Source organism: uncultured Veillonella sp., assembly GCF_938010505.1.
In the GTDB taxonomy this organism is placed as follows: Bacteria; Bacillota; Negativicutes; order Veillonellales; family Veillonellaceae; genus Veillonella.
In genome coordinates this window covers 1-18,396 of the sequence record NZ_CALLVP010000049.1, presented here as the reverse complement: position 1 = coordinate 18,396, position 18,396 = coordinate 1, and the positions used below count along the sequence as shown (strand labels likewise).

Below are 18,396 nucleotides of genomic sequence, written 5' to 3'. Positions count from 1 at the left end.
GAAGAACATAAAAATCAGTGGATTAGAATGGTTCTTGAAGAATGGGAAGGCAAACTTATCGATGGGGATACATTGGACTGGAAACGCCTCATGGACATCGTTATCGATCGCTTTAATGTGCTCGGCACCGAAATTTTGTTGAATCCAGATAAGCAGGCGCCGTTTGAACGGTTTTTCTTGCTTCGCAGTATTCCGTGGTTGCAGAAATTGAATCCGCTCATCGACAGCGTAGTGGGTCAGGAATTATCTCGCTATTCACCAGATGAGATCACACAAATCGTGCGCGGTAAAATGTACTACGACCTTCAAATGGTGCGTATTAATGGTTCCCTCGTAGGGGCTGTCCTCGGTGGCATTTTCCACGGCTTGACCATCTTCGTAGAGGGGGTGCTCAAATGATTAGCTATTTGAAATCCCTTACCTTGAAACAGCGTGCTAATGGCATTCTTGGTTTGACAGCCGTATTGTACTGCTTTGCTTTCGTAGGGCAATTTTTCTTTGGCCATGAAAGCTGGTATCAGCCATTGTACTGGGCGGTTCAGTCTGCCCTCATCGGCAGTGTGGCCGACTGGTTTGCCGTAACGGCATTATTCCGTAAGCCCCTAGGCTTCTCATACCATACGGCGCTAATTCCTCGAAATAAAGATCGTCTTATTAATGGTGTTATTAAGCTCGTAGAAACGAAGATGCTCACCAAGGAGTGTTGTAAGGTATTATTGAAAAATGTGCAATTTGTGCCATTGTTTGAAAAGTTTTTGCTTTCTCCTGAAGGTCAGCGAGCTGCGCGGCTTGTGATTCATCAAGGATTACACCTTTTGTGGAAGTCTCAAACTAACGAAGAGTGGGCACAATGGGGGGCAAAACGCATTCGCGGGTTGCTTCAAAAACATTCTCTCGTACCAGCTTTGAAACACGTATTGCTCGATTTATGTGAGCATAATCGCTATGAAAGCATGGTTGTTCAGGTGTTGAACGTGATTCAAGAGCGGATCAATCATCCTGCTATGGTTACTTGGCTTACCGCGGTCGTAGCGGAAGAGGCACATAAGAAAAAGAGAAAAGGCTTTTGGTCCGATTTCTTTATCTCCATGTCTGAGGCTACCGATGTGGTAAACTACCAGGAAATGGCAGCGGCTATTGTCAAAGAGGCCTATGCTATGTTGGAATGCTGGAAGCGACCCAATAGCCCTGAACGAACTGCTTGGCTGCGCCAATGGGTAGAACCAATTCGCAATATTGAAGAGAACCGTGAGGTCTGTGATGCTCTTGATGAAGCGTGGGAACGCTGGATTCGTGAACAAGATTGGGAGTCCGTTATCGAAAACCATTTATGTCCTTATATAGAGGAATTACTACTCGTTGGGGATGAGAATGGGGAAACACCGGCTCAAGTTCTAGTTAATATTGCCTTAGAATTGTGGGCTGTATATGGTCAATCAGAAGATCTTAGAAATCGTATTGAAAAAACCTTACACGATATTGGGGATTACGTCCTTGAACAAGGGTATGACCTCATTGAAACTATCATACGTCAAGTGTTAGGCGGCCTTAGTACAGATAAGTTTATTTACTTTATCGAATCTAAGGTGGAGGACGATCTCAGCTGGATTCGTATTAATGGTGCCGTCGTCGGCGCTGTAGCGGGACTACTCGTGTGGACCTTCCTCGAATATGTATATATGCCGTTATGGCAACAATTTGTAGGCTAAAGTTAATTATCTATAATAAGGTGCTTTAAAACTAAATACATAAAACTAGCATATAGAAGGAGCTTCTATATGCTAGTTTTTTATGGTTTAATTAATTCTACATTATAGGCTTTTAAGATTAAAAACGATATAGAAAAGGGACCGCCCAATGGGCAGTCCCTTTTGAGTTATTCTTCAGTTGTGTTGTACGGCAATCGCACTGTAAATGTAGTCTTTACTTGTGGTTCACTAGTGGCCGTTACTGTGCCATGGTGCAAGTTAATAACTTTATTTACAAAGTATAGGCCTAAACCTATACCGTGATTAGATTTTTTGTTTCGCGATTGTTCCGTCTGATACATGCGATCCCAAATATGCTCAAGGGCTTCAGGCTCGATGCCAATACCATTATCTGTTACGGTAATGACTAAGTCTCTGCCTTCGAGCTTAGCCGAAATATCAATAGTGGAGTTCGTAAACTTAATGGCGTTATCCACTAAGTTTGTGATAGCCCGACGCAATGATACTTCGTGAGCGGTCATATGCAAATTAGGCTCAATGTGAGATGTAATTGTAATTTGTTTATCTATATTTTCAGTACAAAGTCGTGTATAGTCGTGCACCATATTGGATAACATCAATGATATATTGACAGGTGCAAAGCTTAGACCTTGTGCATTTTCAAGGCGGGCTACATCAAGCAGTTGGCTTACAAGATTAGTCATAAACTTAGCTTGCTCTAAGATATGTGTTAAACCTTCCCGTAAATCTGCTTCCGTACGACCGTATTTTAAAGCAAATTCACTTTCTGCTTTAATAACAGCAATTGGTGTTCTCAATTCATGAGATACGTCAGAACTAAACTGTCTTTCACGATTGGAAGAATCCTCAAGACCTGAAATCATACGGTTAAACGTTGTGGTCAGTTCGTAGATTTCATCTCTTGCCGTGCGAGCAGGAATGTCGATACGACGGCTCAAGTCGTTATTTTTACCGATGACTTTAGCTGTTTTCGTCAAAGTTCGGACGGGCTTAAGTCCTTTTTTGATGAAAAGATAACCACCTAGAGAGGAAATTAGTAAGAAAATGATATTTCCTAATAATAGGCTGTATAAAAGGTTTTCCGTCTTTTTAGAGGCTGTTTTTACTTTTGTAACAGCACGCAAAATACCACGGTAGTTTGGTTCATTGACCGGTGTATCGTAGTAGTAGAAGGTATCATCGCCTGCAGCAATTTCACCAACTTGGCCTAAGGAAAGAATTGTTTGGTTTGGAAACCCATCTGGCAAGGCCCCTTTAATAATATAGCCGTCTTGAGTTGATACAAAGAAGAATGTATTATCTTGGTACGGTTTAAACTTGCGGATATCCGTAGCCATAATCATCGCTTGCTGCTGTAAGCGCTCGCGCACTTCTTTGTTATCGGATTCATGTGTATATGCGTAAATCCATGCGGATGCAACCATCAAAATGATAAGCAAAAAGATGGTATACCACGACATAATTTTAAAGGTTAGGGGCAGCCGATTAAATAAATCGGTGGCTGCCCCAGACATGGTATTTAGATCTCGGTGAGGATCATTAGTTTTCTGTTTTGAGGACATACCCTACTCCACGAACCGTTTGAATGAGTTTTACATTTTCATCAGTATCAATTTTCTTACGCAAATCTTTAATGTATACGTCGATAAGGTTAGAGTAGCTTTCATAATCGTATTCCCAAACATGGTCAAGGATTTGTTGACGAGATAATACGATATTTTCGTTACTTGCTAAATAGAATAATAGGTCAAATTCTTTTGCAGTCAATGTAATTGTTTCGCCGTCGCGTTTAACTGTACGTTGAGGAACATTGATGGTAAGTGGACCTACATGGATATCGTTTTGTGCATGACGCGCATTACGACGAGCCAATGCATAAATACGAGCAGTTAACTCTTCAAGATCGAAAGGTTTTACAAGGTAATCATCCGCGCCAGTGTTAAGGCCTGTAACTTTATCTTGTAAGGAATCCTTTGCTGTTAAAAGCAATACCGGCGTTGTATTACCGTCGTTACGCATTTGTGCAAGAGCACTGATACCATCGAGGATTGGCATCATAATATCCATTACGATAACGTCATAGCTGGATGTGTTAACGTAATCGATCGCTTGTTGCCCGTTGAAGCATGTATCAACTGTCATATTCTCTGCACGTAAATATTTAGCCGTGATACCATTCAGCATTTCTTCGTCTTCTACAAGTAAGATTTTCATTCTCTGTTCTCCTTATGTATGATTTAAAAATATAGCTCTCCAACTACATTAATTATAGTCATTATATATATATAAACTTCCTTTTTTTGAAAGCTACAACACCATATAAGGTGACTATATATATAATATTATATAACTTATTTATCTATTATCATACCTTATACAATAGTAATGAGCAAAAGATGAATGTACATGCGAGTTTACAAGACTTTTCTTCATCTTTAAAAGCCTTAAAAATGGTGAAAGACAGAAACTTAATGAATTCTGCTAATGAATAAAATCTAACTATATCGAAGATTGCCGTATGCGCATAGATGAGGATGATTTTATCGATTTTAGATGATGTGCGATAAATCACTAAAAAAACTTATGATAATTATTATCACAGGGATAAATACTTGTTATGAGCGGAGAAAAACGATAATTTTCGATAATTAAATTCGAGGTGAATTTGGTAGGAATTTAATGGATATTAATTATTATAAACTGTTAGCAATGATTAAAAAGCTAGTGTTTATGCGGATTATATAGATACCAAAAAAAATAAAAAAGTAGAAAAATTTCGGAACCGAATTACTTTCGTAAAATTCTTAACTTCTTGTAAAAATTATTCATATAGGTATTTTTTTGACTCCTCTTTTTACCTTAAAAATACTAAGTGAAATAAATTATCAATTAGATTAATCAAAATTAATTATGCATAATAGGGTTTAGACATGACCTGAAATGCTCTCTATAATTATAGGTAAAGGAATAAGAAAAATCGCTATAAGTATGGGGTTTTTCTTGAAAGAAAAATGATTAGGTTATCAAAAATTTTTATAAGTTTTTGAAATGAGATAGTCTAACAAGTTTTCTTATTAATAGGTAGTTATGAGGAGGTCATTATGGAACAGTTTGATGTTCTAGTAGTAGGTAGCGGTGGCGCTGGTCAACGCGCGGCTCTTGAAGTTGGTCGTCGCAAAGGCTTAAAAGTAGCTCTTATTACTAAAATTTTCCCAACCCGTTCAGCAACAGCAATGGCGCAAGGCGGTGTTAATGCATGTTTGAACAACGTAGCAGCTGAAGATACTATTGAAACGCATACTTTCGATACAGTAAAAGGCTCTGACTATCTTGGCGACCAAGATGCAATCGAATTCTTCTGCTCTCGTTGCCCAGAAGGCGTACTTGAAATGGACCACATGGGTGCTCCATTCTCTCGTACAGAACAAAATAAAATTGCGCAACGTAACTTCGGTGGTCAATCCTATCCACGTACTTGCTACTCTGCGGATAAAACTGGTCATATTATTTTGCACACAACTTACGAACAATGCTTGAAAGAAGGCGTACACTTCTTACAAGAATGGTACCTTTTAGATCTTGTTAAATCTGCAGAAGGTCACGTTGGTGGCGCTGTTGTGTGGAACATGAAAGAAGGTAAAGTAGAACAAATTAAAGCAAAAGCAATTATTTTGTCTACTGGTGGTGCAGGCCGTATTTTCTGGACTCGTACTACAAACCCATTCCTTTCCACTGGCGATGGTATGGCAGCAGCACTCCGTGCCGGTAACGGATTGAAGGATATGGAAATGATCCAATTCCATCCGACTGGTCTTGGGCGTACCGGTATCTTGATGTCTGAAGCGGTTCGTGGTGAAGGTGGTTATCTTCTTAATTCTGAAGGCGAACGTTTCATGAAAAAATATGCGCCTAACAAAATGGAATTGGCATCCCGTGACGTTGTAGCGAAAGCAATCGAAGATGAAATCGCTGCAGGTCGTGGTTTCGGTTCCGGTCTTAACGCATACGTAGTAGCTGACCTTCGTCACTTAGGTCCTGAAGTTATCATCGAAAAACTTCATGGTATTCGTGACTTGGCTATGACTTTCGAACATTGCGATCCATTGACTCAACCGGTACCTATTCGTCCAACATGTCACTATACAATGGGCGGTATCGACGTAGTGGATTACAAAACTTGTGCATGTGAATTGCCTGGTTTGTTCGCTTCCGGCGAAGCATCCTGTATCTCCATCCACGGTGCTAACCGTTTGGGTGGTAACTCCTTGGCAGATGGCGTAGTATTCGGTAAAGTATCCGGTGCTGGCGCAGCTGACTATGCTGAAACACATGAACAACCTAATGTAGATGCAGAATTAGCTGCAGCTGCTAAAGCTTGGGAAGCTAAATTCACTGAAGTAACAACTCGTGAAGGCGGTCGTCCGGTTGTAGAAATCCGCGATGCATTGGCTGATGCAATGTGGAATAAAGTAGGTATCTTCCGTAATGAAGAAGGTATTACTGAAGCCTTAAAAGAAATCGAACAATTGATTGAAGATTATAAAACTTGCTATGTAGGTGACCCTGAACGTACTTACAACATGGCATTCGTAAACTATTGTGAAATTGGCTCCATGTTAACAGTAGCAAAAGCTATTGCTATGGGCGCTTTACACCGCCGTGAATCTCGTGGTGCTCATATTCGTGAAGACCATCCTAAACGTAATGATGAAAGATACTTAAAACATTCCTTGATCAAATTAGGTGCTGACGGTCAATACGAATTAACAGAACGCGACGTAGTGTTCACTAAATACGAACCACAAGAAAGGAAGTACTAAGATGAGACAAATCACCTACCATATTCACCGTTACCAACAAGGTCGCGCGTTTGTACAGACTTTCAAATTCGATTACGAAGCTGACCGTACAATTCTTTGGGGCCTTCAAAAAATTAAAGACACTCAAGATCCGACATTAACATTCTTGGCAGCTTGTCGTTCCGCAGTTTGCGGCGCTTGCTCCGTTCGCGTAAATGGCGAAGCAATGCTTGGTTGCGAAGCTAAAATCGACGAATTAACAGAACGTTATGGCACAGACGAATTGACAATCGCTCCAATCGGCAACTTCCGTGTTATCCGTGACTTAGTTGTTGATTGGGAATCCAAAGTTGATCGCTTGAAAACAGTTGCTCCTTGGATTTTCCTTAAAGCTGAATTCAATGAAGGGGACAAAATCGTTCGCCAAACTCCAGCTGACTTCAAAAAATTCGTTGCTGGTACAGAATGTATCCTTTGCGGTTGCTGTGCGTCTGAATGTAACAAATTGACTGCACGTCAAGATGACTTCTTAGAGCCATATGTATTTACAAAAGCTAACCGTTTCGTATTGGATAGCCGTGATGATGCACCTATGGCTCACATTCAACCTGCATTCGACAATGGCCTTTGGAAATGCGTTCACTGCATGAACTGTATCTCCCGTTGCCCTAAACACTTAAAACCTGCTCAAGACATTTCCAACTTGCGTAAAGAAGCTACAAAAGCTGGTCTTACTAACAGCAAAGGCGTTCGCCATGCAGTTGCTTTCAAAGAGGACCTTTACAAAACTGGTCGCTTGAAAGAAGTTTCTATGAGCTTGAAATCTGATGGTGTTGTAGATTCCGCTAAACAAGCATTCTATGCATTGCGTTTGTGGAAACACAGCAAAATCAACCCATTTGAACTTGTAGTACCTCAAAAACCTGTAAACGGTATTGATGGTGTTCGCAGACTTATGAAAGCAGCTGAGGAGGTAAGCAAATAATGAAATACGCATTTTTCCCAGGTTGCGTTCTTGAAAGCGCTGCCAAAGAAGATTACTTAGCAACAGTTGCTGTAGCTAAAAAATTAGGTATTGAGTTGGAAGAACTTGACGGCTGGACTTGCTGTGGCGCTTCCCACGTTCAAGATATCGCTCCAGAAGTTACACTCGCTACAAACGCACGTAACATTGCATTAGCAGAAGAAAAGGGTTTAAACCTTTTAACTGTATGTAATACTTGTACTTTGATGCTTCGTGAAGCTAAAAATGAACTTGATGCAAACGAAAAGGAAAAGAACGAAGTTAACAAAAAATTAGCTCAAATCGGTAAACAATACCGCGGTACAACTGATATTACTCATTTCTTATGGGTATTGATCCGCGACTACGGTTTGGACAAATTGAAAGCTAAAGTTGTTAAACCTTTAACTGGTTTACGTGTAGCTGAATACTATGGCTGCCATATTCTTCGCCCTCAAACTGAATTGGGCTTCGAAGATTATCAAATGCCTACATCCTTAGCAGATTTGATCTCTGCTATCGGTGCTACACCAATCGACTTCTCCCGTAAACTTGATTGCTGCGGTTTCCATGCTGTATACCCTGCGCATGATTCCGTAATGCAAATGACTGGCTCTATCAATAAAGATGCGGCAACAGAAGGTGCAGATTGCGTAGTTACTCCTTGCCCACTTTGCCAAATGCAACTTGATATGTTCCAAAAAGAAGCTAAAGAAGTTGTGGGCGGTGGCAAAGATATGCCAATCTTGCACATGTCCCAATTAGTAGGTCTTGCTCTTGGCATTTCTCCTGCTGAAATGGGTATGCCTAAACGTCACTTAACTGATACTGCGGCAGTGACAAAATTTGTAGGTTAATTCGTTTGATTTAGACATGATTAGAGTTGGTCTATATAGTAGTCTGAATCTAAACCTATTATCATAATTACCAGAAGAATCCCCTAGCTTAGGCTAGGGGATTTTTCTTTTTTATAAATAGAGCTCCAGTAATGTTAATGGTAATAGATTTGGATTTAAGTGTACTGAAATATTAATCGTGAAATATATATAAACCGATAAATGTAAAATAAATACAGTAAAATACTAACTTTATAAATAAATTTGGTTTTGATATCGATTGATAATTGTAGTATAATAAGTACACAAATTGTATACACTTATATCAGTAATAGCTAATATGTTGTAATTCATAAATTATTATAATGCTATATATACTAGACTATACTATACAATATAAATTTGGGAGATATTATATTGGAAATACTAGTTATTATGCTTTGAGAGGGCGATTAGCATTATAGAGTGTATATACGGGGGGAAAATAATGAATGATATGCTATTAGAATATATCGATCGAATGATTGATCAAGAGACAGAACATCGTGTTTTTTCTGTGGATTTTAACAACAAACAGTACTTTGTAAAACAGGATATAAGTAACCATCGCTCTAGTTGGATTAAGCCTGCGCCTAGAGCTTCTTTTGATTATGAGTTTTATAAAATCTCTTTCATAAACACACAATTACCTGTAGCACCTGTTATTGTAGGCTTTAGAGAACATTATTTTGTTACAGAAGCTTGTGGTAAAACATTGACGTATTATAGCCAACTACCAGTGCAACATCCTGATGACGATAGTTTGCCAGATATGTTAAATCATATCTTCTATATATTTGGTAAAACTTTAGGTCAGCTACATGATTATGGGTTGAGCCATGGCCGTCCTGCTATGCGCGACATTACCTATGAGCCAGAAGAAGATAAGATTACTCTGCTAGATTGGGAGAATAGCCGTCGTTGGCCTGAGTTAACACCGCAAGGCTGGGATTTACTCATCTTTGTTCACAGTTTTTTCCGAGAGGATAATTTACCTATATGTTATCTATATGCTATGATGAATGGCTATAGCTCAGCTTGTACAGCCCGTGAGACCGTTCTACATATAAAAGACATTCTGGGTAAACATGAATATCTTTTTAAATTCTGTCGTATGTTAAATCCTCTACATTTTGTGGACACTGAAGCCGCTGTTAAAGCATATGACTTTATGTTGGCTTTGAAAACCGAATAATATGTATATGGATAGTACTCGTAGTAAGAGTACTTTATAGACCTTTACCGGTGTTATCTAGATTGATAAACTTCTAGATAACATTAGGTAGAGGTCTTTTTCTATTTCAATTCATAGTATTACAGTCAGAGTTCAGCTACTTTCACCATAAGTACCTTAAATAACGGCAAGAGGGTTGTCGAATGAGGGCCTCAGGAATATAAGAGGGTGAAAGGAGGTGATACGATGGCTAACATTAAACGTACTAAATTGGTGTTGCGTTTTAACATCGGTACCGAAGATGCGCCGAAGTACAAAGACGTAACCTATACTCGTGTTGCGGAAGAAGCGTCTGACGATCATGTGAAAACCGTTGGTAATGCGCTGGCAGCCTTGTATGACCACAGCTTGTCCGACGTGGTCCGCGTCAATGAAGTATCCTTAGGACATTAAGTGTAGGTTTTCTACCATTTTGTTTTAGGTGATCCAAACACATTTTTAATTGCTGGTTTCGTACATTCTTATATAGTCGTAAAAAGGTGTAGAAATAGCAAGTCCACACATTCCCATCCTTATTGATATGAATCGAAGATAGGCATATTTGTAATTTAACTTGTTTATATAGTCTATTTAGATTTGATGAACTTGTTTATGAAACGTGAAAGGAGGCGCCCACATGGCGGAAAAACGCGTTGTATATCTTACATTTTCTACGGTCGGTGGTAAAAGCACATCAGTCACAATTAGTGCTCCTCGTGCTGGAATTACTTTACAAGATGCTAAAACAGCGGCTAATGCGTTAGTGGCTAATAAAGTCATTCTTGGTGCTGGTGATGCAGAATTAGCAGCATTTACTACGGCTCGCGAAGTAAAGACACAAACTACAGAATTGCAATAATCGCATACTGCAAATTGTTAAAAGGGCTCTCGCCGGTAGTGAGGGCTCTTTTATTATGGTAAAATATATGGTGTACCAAATGGTTGGGTGAAATTTTCACGAAAACGATGTACTGGAATTAGTACATTATAGAACCCGGATGGGGATTATTTAATGAGGTAAAACAGTGGAATATATCATTTCGTTTATGGAGACTTATGGCTATACAGCCATGTTTATTGCAATGGTTCTGGAAAATGCTAACGTGCCTATTCCAAGTGAAATCGTACTTGGCTTTGCGGGGTATTTGATCGCTCAAGGCGTGTTTGATATGCATACGACGATGGTCGTAGGTACCTTGGCAGGTATCGTTGGCTCCGTATTATCCTACTGGATGGGTGAGTACGGTGGCCGTCCTTTATTATTGAAATATGGTAAATACATATTCTTTAATGAACATAAATTTGAACTTGCTGAAAAAATGTTTAATAAATATGGGGGTGCAGCTGTATTCTTTGGCCGACTTTTACCAGGAGTTCGTACCTTTATCTCCTTTCCAGCAGGCATGGCGCGCTATCCAATGTGGCACTTTATCATCTGGACTGTACTCGGTACGATTCCTTGGACGATTTTGCTCGTTTACTTAGGGAAGGTGCTTGGTGAAAATTGGCAAGATCTTATCGAGTACAATCATGAGTTCTTGATTGTTATGATCGTTGTATTTGTCATTATAGCTGCTGTACTGGGCTTCAAATACTATCGCAAGCGTCGATAAGGAGGGACTTATGAAACTCTCTCGCTTGACTCCCGTCGTCTTTATTGTGTGGTTAGTGTTCTATATGTTTGGCAATAATATGTTGCCTGTTACAGATCCCGTTGAATCTAATTATGCATTAACGGCAAAGGAAATGGTCCTTTCTGGTGATTGGCTGTCTCCTCAAATTTATGGTATTTATTGGTATGATAAACCAATCATGATTTATTGGCTCATTGCTTTTAGCTTTAAAATCTTTGGAATTGCTGATTGGGTAGTGCGCTTACCGAGTGCTATTTTCGGCGCTTTGTCTGTGGCGACCATGTATCAATCTACGCGTACTATGAGCGGTAAGTGGGCACTTGGTCTCATTGGGGCATCCGTTCTAGGTACATCTCTTATGTTCTGGACCGTAGCTCATGGCGTTATTACGGACATGGTGCTCCTTTATACGACATTGATGGTCATGATTTACTCCTACAAGGGGCTGGTGGAACAGAAACCGTATGCCATGATTGTGGCCTATGTATTCGCTGCGTTAGGCGTACTCACTAAAGGTCCTGTAGCGATTGTGTTGCCAGGTATGATTCTGCTTGTTTTTGCAGGTATTAATCGTTCTTGGTCTATGGTGAAAGCCATCTTCGATTGGCGTGGAACTTTAGCCTTTTGTGTAGTCTGTTTGCCATGGTATATGTACATGTACAGCGTTCATGGTCAAGACTTTATCAATGGCTTCTTAGGGCTTCATAATGTGACTCGTGCTACTCAATCGGAGCATCCAGAAGATAATGTGTGGTGGTATTATCTCGCTATCTTCCTTGGAGCATCTATGCCGTGGACCGGTGCCGTTATTTACGGTATAATCGATGGTTTCAAACAACGCCACACAGGTTTTATCTATAATATGACTTGGGGTGTAGGGATTATTTTATTCTACACGTTAATGGCTACCAAATATCCACTATATACTTTTGTTAGCCTGGTCCCATTTAGCGCTATCGGTGCTTTGGGCGTTATGAAGCTTATTCGTAAAGGTAAATCTAGAGCCTTAAAATGGATTATAATGGGGCCGACGTTGCTTCTGTGGATTGCTTATGTAGCAGGATCTTTCTTCGCACCATGGGGCTTCTATTTCTTGCTCTATGTAGTGGTTGCCACTGCAGCATTGCTTATGCTTTATGCGTGGTATACGAGAAGAGGATATCGTCTAGTAACAATCATTGTTCTTGGTACGATGGTTATATCTTCTATAGTTGTTATAGAAGGCTTAGAGCCATTCGTTAAGCAACGTAGTAATATTGACGTTGTTCCGGTGGTAGACTCCTATGAAGGAGATGTTTATTACTATAATGGATATAGTACGGCGGTTGTGTACTATACAGGTCATAAGGTTATTAAAATTAATGGTGATGAAAGTCGCTGGGATGATCGAGATAAATTAAAAAAACGTAGTGCTGAATGGCAGAAGAAATACCTCATGGAACAAGTAAGTGAAGCAGAATTTAACAAGACTATTGAATCTGGTAAGCCGATTATGTTAATTGTTCCAAAAGGTGAAATTAAGCACTTCCGTCAATCCTCTATTTATCCACATGTATCTGAGTTTAGTGAAGCCGGTACATCTGAAGTTTACATATTAAATAAAAAGACTTTATTCAAATAATTGTGAAAAGTTAATAAATATTAAAACAGGTAGCATCCAACGGATGCTACCTGTTTTTTGTTATGTTTGTCATTCTTAATTAAATGCTTGTTTAAAGAGAATATGATTCTGTGCATATTGATATTTTTCGTACATAAATAATAACACCTACAATATTAATATGATTTATTGACATAATTAATACATATTGATATAGTAGGTTATATTAAGTTTAAAAGACGAGGTGTTCTAAAGCCTGATTTCATCTAAGGTTTAGAAAAATGCGAAAAGTGACATGAGTCATAAACGCCCCTTGTTGTGAGGTAGAAAGAGGGGACATTATGAAGAAAACTTGGTATCTAATCATGGCTATCGTGCTGTTGATAGTAAGTGGGTTGGCGTATGGTTATTATGAATACAGTAAACCGAAGACCGACCGAGAATTAAAAACTGTGCGCGTTGCGTATTTACCGATTACTCATGCGCTGCTCGTATTTGCTACGAAGGAATTGGAGACGGCAGATGGTCCCGTTCATGTAGAGCTTGTTAAATACGGTTCCTGGCCGGAACTCATGGATGCGCTCAACACCGGTAAAGTAGATGCTGCAGCCGTTCTCGTTGAACTGGGAGTAAAGGCTCGCGAACAGGGTATTGATGTGCGCGCAGCGGCATTAGGTCATACGGAAGGCAACATTATCGTTGTAAATAACGATATTAACTCTGTACAGGATCTGAAAGGCAAATCCTTTGCCATCCCTCATAAGCAATCTACACAAAAGATTCTCGTAGACTTCATGCTTGAACGGGCGGGGCTTAGTGAGAAGGATGTGCAGATAGTGGAGATGAGTCCTCCTGAAATGCCGTCCGCATTATCGGTCGGTCAAATCGCTGGGTATAGCGTGGCTGAGCCTTTCGGTTCTCTTGCCATAGAAATGGGGACGGGAAAGGTCTTTGAAGACCCTGATCACTTATGGCATGACAATATCTGCTGTGCCCTCGTATTCAACGGACAATTCGTGGATGAACATCACGATTTGGCGAAGGCTTTCACAAAAGCCTATCTCGATGCAGGTAAATATTTAGATGAGCATCCGGAGGCGCAAAAGGAAATTGCCTTGAAATATATGAAGTTTAAGGATCCTGTTATCGAGCGTTCCTTGCAGGTGATTGGGTTTGGAGATTTGGCCCTCACCGAGGATCGTTATAATGCGCTCGTGCATCACATGACTCATGTCGATTTGATTAAAAAGGTGCCGAGTTATTCGGAGTTTGTAGATACATCGCTGTTGCCATAGGGGGTAGACCATGAAAAAATACACATATGTGCCGGGGGCGTTCATCGCGGTCTGGCTGATTTGGGAGCTGGTTGTCCGCCTCGGTGGATTTAACGAAGCCCTACTACCGACGCCGTACAAGGTGCTGCTCGGGTTTGGAGAACTTATCAGGGACGGCGTATTGTTCAAGGATATTGCGGACAGTTTGGTGCGCTTTTTCATCGGCTATATCATTTCTGTCGTAGCCGGTGTGTTCTTAGGCCTTATTTTAGGTTGGTATAGGGGCATTTGGAACTATATTAATCCTATCGTTCAGGTGCTTCGTCCTATTTCACCGGTGGCATGGTTGCCGTTTATCGTTCTGTTCTTCGGTATCGGTCAAGCGCCTGCCATCGTTATCATCTTTATTGCGGCGTTTTTCCCGGTTTTATTGTCCACGGTGTCGGCGATTCAGAATATCGATCCCGTATATATCAAGGTGGCTCGAAATTTTGGTATCAAGCAGCCGGAATTGTTATTTAAAATCGTATTGCCCGCGGTGTTTCCGGGTATTGCATCGGGACTTCACATCGCACTCGGTACGGCGTGGATATTCCTGGTGACGGGGGAAATGGTAGGCTCCCAGACGGGTCTTGGATTCCTCATCATCGATATGCGGAACAATTTGCGCAACGACCTTTTGATGGTGGCGATTCTGACGATTGGCTTTGTGGGACTTTTGCTGGATTGGGGCGTGTCCCTCATCGAAAAATGGATTTATAGACGTTGGGGCATTGAGAAATAGGAGGTGGACGTATGGGTTACATTTCGGTGCGCGATGCATATAAGGAATTTATGAAAGATGGAGAACCGCTCACCATCCTTGAGAATATTAATCTGGACATTGAACGAGGTGAATTTATTTGTCTCTTAGGTCCATCCGGGTCCGGTAAAAGTACGCTTTTAAATGCTATGGCAGGCTTTGAGCTCGTTACCTCGGGTTCTATTACCATTGATGGCACAGAGGTGAAAGCACCCCAACTGCGGTATGTAACGGTTTTTCAGAATTACGGACTGTTACCGTGGCGAACGGTGGAAAGCAATATTGAACTGGGCCTTGAAAGCAAGAATGTACCGAAGGAAGAGCGACCTGCTATCATTGATAAATACGTGAAAATGGTGGGGCTTGATCATGCGCGCAATCGTTATCCGGCGGAGTTGTCCGGCGGGATGCAGCAACGTGTTTCCATTGCGCGGGCGCTAGCGGTGGATCCGGATATTATCTTCATGGACGAGCCGCTAGGGGCCCTCGATGCGTTGACACGCATCAATTTGCAGGACGAAATCTCCCGCATCTGCCGTGAAGAGGGTAAAACGGTCGTATTTGTTACGCATGATATCGAAGAGGCTGTAGTCCTTGCGGACCGCGTTGTGGTCCTAGCCGCTAATCCGGGACGGGTGCAAACAATCATCCCTGTCAATCTCATTGATAGGACGGACCGGACTTCGGCGTCCTTCGTCAATATTCGAAACCACATATTTGAACAATTCCAACTCGCCAAAGAAGACAAAATCGAGTTTTATATTTAAGCGATTTTTATATACAATTTCTTCCTATCTACTTTTTGTCTGCTTTGCATGGATACTCTGTATCAAATATATCGAGACTCTACATTAGATCCATCAATATTTGGCATCAAATTCATTTATATTCTGCATTAAATCTTCAGAAATACATGGTAATATGAATACAATATTATTCTTATACAATATGTGTAATCATTAGGTATTATAGATATATTGATAGTATATATAGTTATATAAGTTATAGTGTATAAATACAGCATATAAAGAAATACAATATATAAAGAAATACAGCATATAAAGAAGTGCTTAATGTATGGTTTTGTAGGATATAAACTTTGGAGGGACTATGTCCTTATTTGAATTAGATGAAGCAAAAACGATGGATTTTGATGTATATCTTGCGTCGTTTGATGTGAAGCGAGTGGAAAAAGTACAGCAGTTTGTAGATTGGCTCGGTCAATACAGGGGTGAGCTTACCCACAATCCGTGGGGCGAGGTAAATTCTGAACTAGAAATTATTCAACCTGATTTTGATGCGGCTCAGGTACGTCGCAATAATTTGATAGCCTATTTGTTGCCTCGGCTGGGTCGCTCTAACATCTTTGTGGTAGCTGAAGCGGTTGGGTATCAAGGCGGGCGCTTTTCGGGCATTGCTATTACTTGTGAGCGTATGTTACTGGATAAACATAAAGCGATTCGAGCTCATCAGATAACGCCTATTACGTTACAGCGGACCAGTTCACCTACGAGTTCAATGTTGAAGCGCACTCAACAGGAACAAGGTTTTAACGAGCCTACAGACACGGTGGTGTGGAGCGCAATCATTGAACAAGGTATTGATCCGTACGATGCGTTGCTGTGGAATATATTTCCCTTTCACCCTCATAAGTCGGGTGAACCGCTTACTAACCGAACACCAACAGAGACAGAACAACAATTGGGTTGGGACTATACGAACCGGTTGTTGGAGCTACACGCTGAATTAGGTGGACCTGAGCCTCTCATACTCGCGGTAGGACAAAAATCCGCTGACACGATGGGTCGATTTGGTCTTTCCGCTATCGGACTTAGACATCCTGCTAACGGCGGAGCTAATTTATATCGTGAAGGCTTTGCTAAAGCTGTAGAGCGCGTATTGAGATAGAGGAGAATAGATATGAAACGTTATTGTGACTCTTGCCGTCAATATTGTGACGAGGCAGCTATGTTCTGTCCTAAATGCGGTCAGTATACGACACTGGTTGAGGTTGAGCGAATTGCACCGGAAGGGGAAATTATCTATCCTTTGGCTCATTATCAGCTAAGTTATAAGGATACATTTCTCTACGTAGTAGGTCGTAAATTTATAGATGCAAATGGCCGGGCTTCTCGAGGGGAATTCTTTCGATTTCTGTTGGTATGGCTATTAGTCATGGCTGGAATTCTAGCCGTTTTTTATGGACTTACGGTTGGACTCAATCTAGGCGTTTATTTAATCTTTTTTGCATGGTTTTTACTGATAACCATTGGGCTTCTATCGTTGATTCCCCTACTTGCGCTATGTGTTCGTCGCCTTCATGACACGGATAAAAGTAGTGCCCTTATATTTCTATTTCTAATCCCCCTTATTGGACCATTAATTTTATTTGTTTTCATGTGTTTGAAAGGAAAACAAGAGGATAATCAATATGGTGAGGCGTTGAGGAATATCGTTATTGATAAACGATTAGCTGCTATTATGAAAGTATCGCCTACGAGCAGTGCTTTAACGACTCAAATTCTTGTTGTATTGCTTGTGAGTGCCATTTGTATATATGGTGTTTCTTCTAGCTCTATGGCTCCAGATAATAAAACCAAACTAAGTGGATGGCTTACGAATCTTATTATTGGTGAAGGTAGTGAGGAGGCTGCACAGGCAGCGGTACAGGGCTATTTTGATGCGGTGAATAAAAAGGACTATGACAAGGCTTTCACCTATGTTACGAGTCAAGGCAATACAAATCCCGTAGAAAAGCAAAAATGGTTGGAATCCATGAAGTCTGCACCGAAGCAAATCACTGTGGGACCTTTACGGTGGAAACAGATTAGCTTTGTAAATAATAGAAAGCGGATTATTTGTGAGGCGGATTTACAAATCACTAAGCCTGGTGAAGGCGCCGTTGAGGCAAGTTACATGACGCGATATATATCTTTCCTTGAAGAAGATGGTGAATGGCGTATCGAAGGCTTTTATAATGAAATGCCCAAGATAAAAAAAGAATAGCAATTGGGGGCGGTTCGCTTTGAGCTGCCCTTTTAATGGTAGAGAGCGTTCATTTTACTTTTAATGAAACAATAGTAGAACTCTTTTGCTAATATTATTTTTATGTTATAATGAGCACAACGTATGAAAGCGAGGCTTTCATCAAAACAGATCGGACTATATTGCACTGCGTATCGGATAGGGACGAATACATGAGTCTTTTGTGGCTGACGTATCTGATAGTGCACTATACTCATTTGCTGCGGCAAATGGCACACAAACTAGGAACGGCAAAATTTGATAGCGCATTTTTGCGCCCATTTGACGAGACGCTAGTATAATAGCGCCTTTTTCTTTGTGTGGCATTTCCTCGTGGCATAGATCAATTCAAGTGATAGGTGAGAAAAGAAACTATGTTAAATAAAATAATGAACAAAATTTTAGGAGGAACTGTGAATACAACAGATAATCAGGTTACTGC

General features: G+C 40.6%; 18 protein-coding genes. 15 read left to right on the top strand and 3 right to left on the bottom strand.

Translation table 11 applies throughout. The features are described from left to right. Both Q0507_RS02700 and Q0507_RS02695 read left to right on the top strand, forming a co-directional pair. On the top strand, positions 1 to 399 hold a 399-nt coding region (locus tag Q0507_RS02700; protein WP_298711990.1), incomplete at its 5' end, for a DUF445 family protein. After that, positions 396 to 1,709 carry a DUF445 domain-containing protein gene (locus Q0507_RS02695; RefSeq protein ID WP_298711987.1) on the top strand — a complete coding sequence of 438 codons (1,314 nt, stop codon included), beginning with the start codon at positions 396 to 398 and terminating at the stop codon, positions 1,707 to 1,709. The genes Q0507_RS02700 and Q0507_RS02695, both read left to right, overlap by 4 nt. Positions 1,710 to 1,876: 167 nt before the next feature. Here the strand turns inward: Q0507_RS02695 and Q0507_RS02690 are convergent, their stop codons facing one another. After that, a complete protein-coding gene (locus tag Q0507_RS02690; protein ID WP_298711984.1) occupies positions 1,877 to 3,292 on the bottom strand; it encodes a HAMP domain-containing sensor histidine kinase in 1,416 nt (471 codons plus the stop codon). Beyond that, positions 3,270 to 3,944, bottom strand: coding sequence for a response regulator transcription factor (locus tag Q0507_RS02685; protein ID WP_004698139.1), 675 nt, complete (start codon positions 3,942 to 3,944; stop codon positions 3,270 to 3,272). Before Q0507_RS02685 ends, Q0507_RS02690 begins: the two co-directional genes overlap by 23 nt. Before the next feature lie 887 nt (positions 3,945 to 4,831). On the opposite strand from Q0507_RS02685, the gene Q0507_RS02680 reads away from it, so the two are divergent. From Q0507_RS02680 to Q0507_RS02620, 13 genes are all read left to right on the top strand, one after another. Continuing rightward, positions 4,832 to 6,550, top strand: a complete 1,719-nt coding sequence (locus tag Q0507_RS02680; RefSeq protein WP_298711981.1) for an FAD-binding protein — start codon at positions 4,832 to 4,834, stop codon at positions 6,548 to 6,550. A 1-nt stretch (position 6,551) separates the two neighbouring features. Next, positions 6,552 to 7,514: a succinate dehydrogenase/fumarate reductase iron-sulfur subunit gene (locus tag Q0507_RS02675; RefSeq protein ID WP_298711979.1), complete on the top strand. Its 963-nt coding sequence runs from the start codon at positions 6,552 to 6,554 to the stop codon at positions 7,512 to 7,514. Then, complete coding sequence (locus Q0507_RS02670) at positions 7,514 to 8,389, top strand: CoB--CoM heterodisulfide reductase iron-sulfur subunit B family protein (protein ID WP_004698224.1); 876 nt, start codon at positions 7,514 to 7,516, stop codon at positions 8,387 to 8,389. Before Q0507_RS02675 ends, Q0507_RS02670 begins: the two co-directional genes overlap by 1 nt. A 466-nt stretch (positions 8,390 to 8,855) precedes the next feature. Continuing rightward, positions 8,856 to 9,602 (top strand): hypothetical protein, encoded by a 747-nt coding sequence (locus tag Q0507_RS02665; protein WP_298711976.1) that lies wholly within the window; start codon positions 8,856 to 8,858, stop codon positions 9,600 to 9,602. 225 nt (positions 9,603 to 9,827) lie between these two features. Then, positions 9,828 to 10,034 carry a DUF1659 domain-containing protein gene (locus Q0507_RS02660; protein WP_004698290.1) on the top strand — a complete coding sequence of 69 codons (207 nt, stop codon included), beginning with the start codon at positions 9,828 to 9,830 and terminating at the stop codon, positions 10,032 to 10,034. A gap of 223 nt (positions 10,035 to 10,257) precedes the next feature. Then, complete coding sequence (locus Q0507_RS02655) at positions 10,258 to 10,479, top strand: DUF2922 domain-containing protein (protein WP_004694662.1); 222 nt, start codon at positions 10,258 to 10,260, stop codon at positions 10,477 to 10,479. Positions 10,480 to 10,645: 166 nt separating this feature from the next. After that, on the top strand, positions 10,646 to 11,233 hold the full coding sequence (locus tag Q0507_RS02650; RefSeq protein WP_298711972.1) for a DedA family protein: 588 nt from the start codon (positions 10,646 to 10,648) through the stop codon (positions 11,231 to 11,233). Positions 11,234 to 11,243: 10 nt separating this feature from the next. Further along, positions 11,244 to 12,875, top strand: a complete 1,632-nt coding sequence (locus tag Q0507_RS02645; RefSeq protein ID WP_298711969.1) for a glycosyltransferase family 39 protein — start codon at positions 11,244 to 11,246, stop codon at positions 12,873 to 12,875. Positions 12,876 to 13,195: 320 nt separating this feature from the next. Next, positions 13,196 to 14,149, top strand: a complete 954-nt coding sequence (locus Q0507_RS02640; RefSeq protein WP_298711967.1) for an ABC transporter substrate-binding protein — start codon at positions 13,196 to 13,198, stop codon at positions 14,147 to 14,149. 10 nt (positions 14,150 to 14,159) lie between these two features. Next, on the top strand, positions 14,160 to 14,912 hold the full coding sequence (locus Q0507_RS02635) for an ABC transporter permease (RefSeq protein ID WP_298711964.1): 753 nt from the start codon (positions 14,160 to 14,162) through the stop codon (positions 14,910 to 14,912). Positions 14,913 to 14,923: 11 nt separating this feature from the next. Continuing rightward, complete coding sequence (locus tag Q0507_RS02630) at positions 14,924 to 15,697, top strand: ABC transporter ATP-binding protein (protein WP_298711961.1); 774 nt, start codon at positions 14,924 to 14,926, stop codon at positions 15,695 to 15,697. A gap of 343 nt (positions 15,698 to 16,040) precedes the next feature. Beyond that, complete coding sequence (locus tag Q0507_RS02625) at positions 16,041 to 16,838, top strand: uracil-DNA glycosylase (protein WP_298711958.1); 798 nt, start codon at positions 16,041 to 16,043, stop codon at positions 16,836 to 16,838. A 12-nt stretch (positions 16,839 to 16,850) separates the two neighbouring features. After that, the gene (locus Q0507_RS02620) at positions 16,851 to 17,936 is read left to right on the top strand and encodes a DUF805 domain-containing protein (protein WP_298711955.1); all 1,086 of its coding nucleotides are present in this window, start codon (positions 16,851 to 16,853) and stop codon (positions 17,934 to 17,936) included. A 156-nt stretch (positions 17,937 to 18,092) separates the two neighbouring features. Here the strand turns inward: Q0507_RS02620 and Q0507_RS02615 are convergent, their stop codons facing one another. Continuing rightward, positions 18,093 to 18,281 (bottom strand): hypothetical protein, encoded by a 189-nt coding sequence (locus Q0507_RS02615; protein ID WP_298711952.1) that lies wholly within the window; start codon positions 18,279 to 18,281, stop codon positions 18,093 to 18,095. Between the last annotated feature and the right edge of the window lie 115 nt (positions 18,282 to 18,396).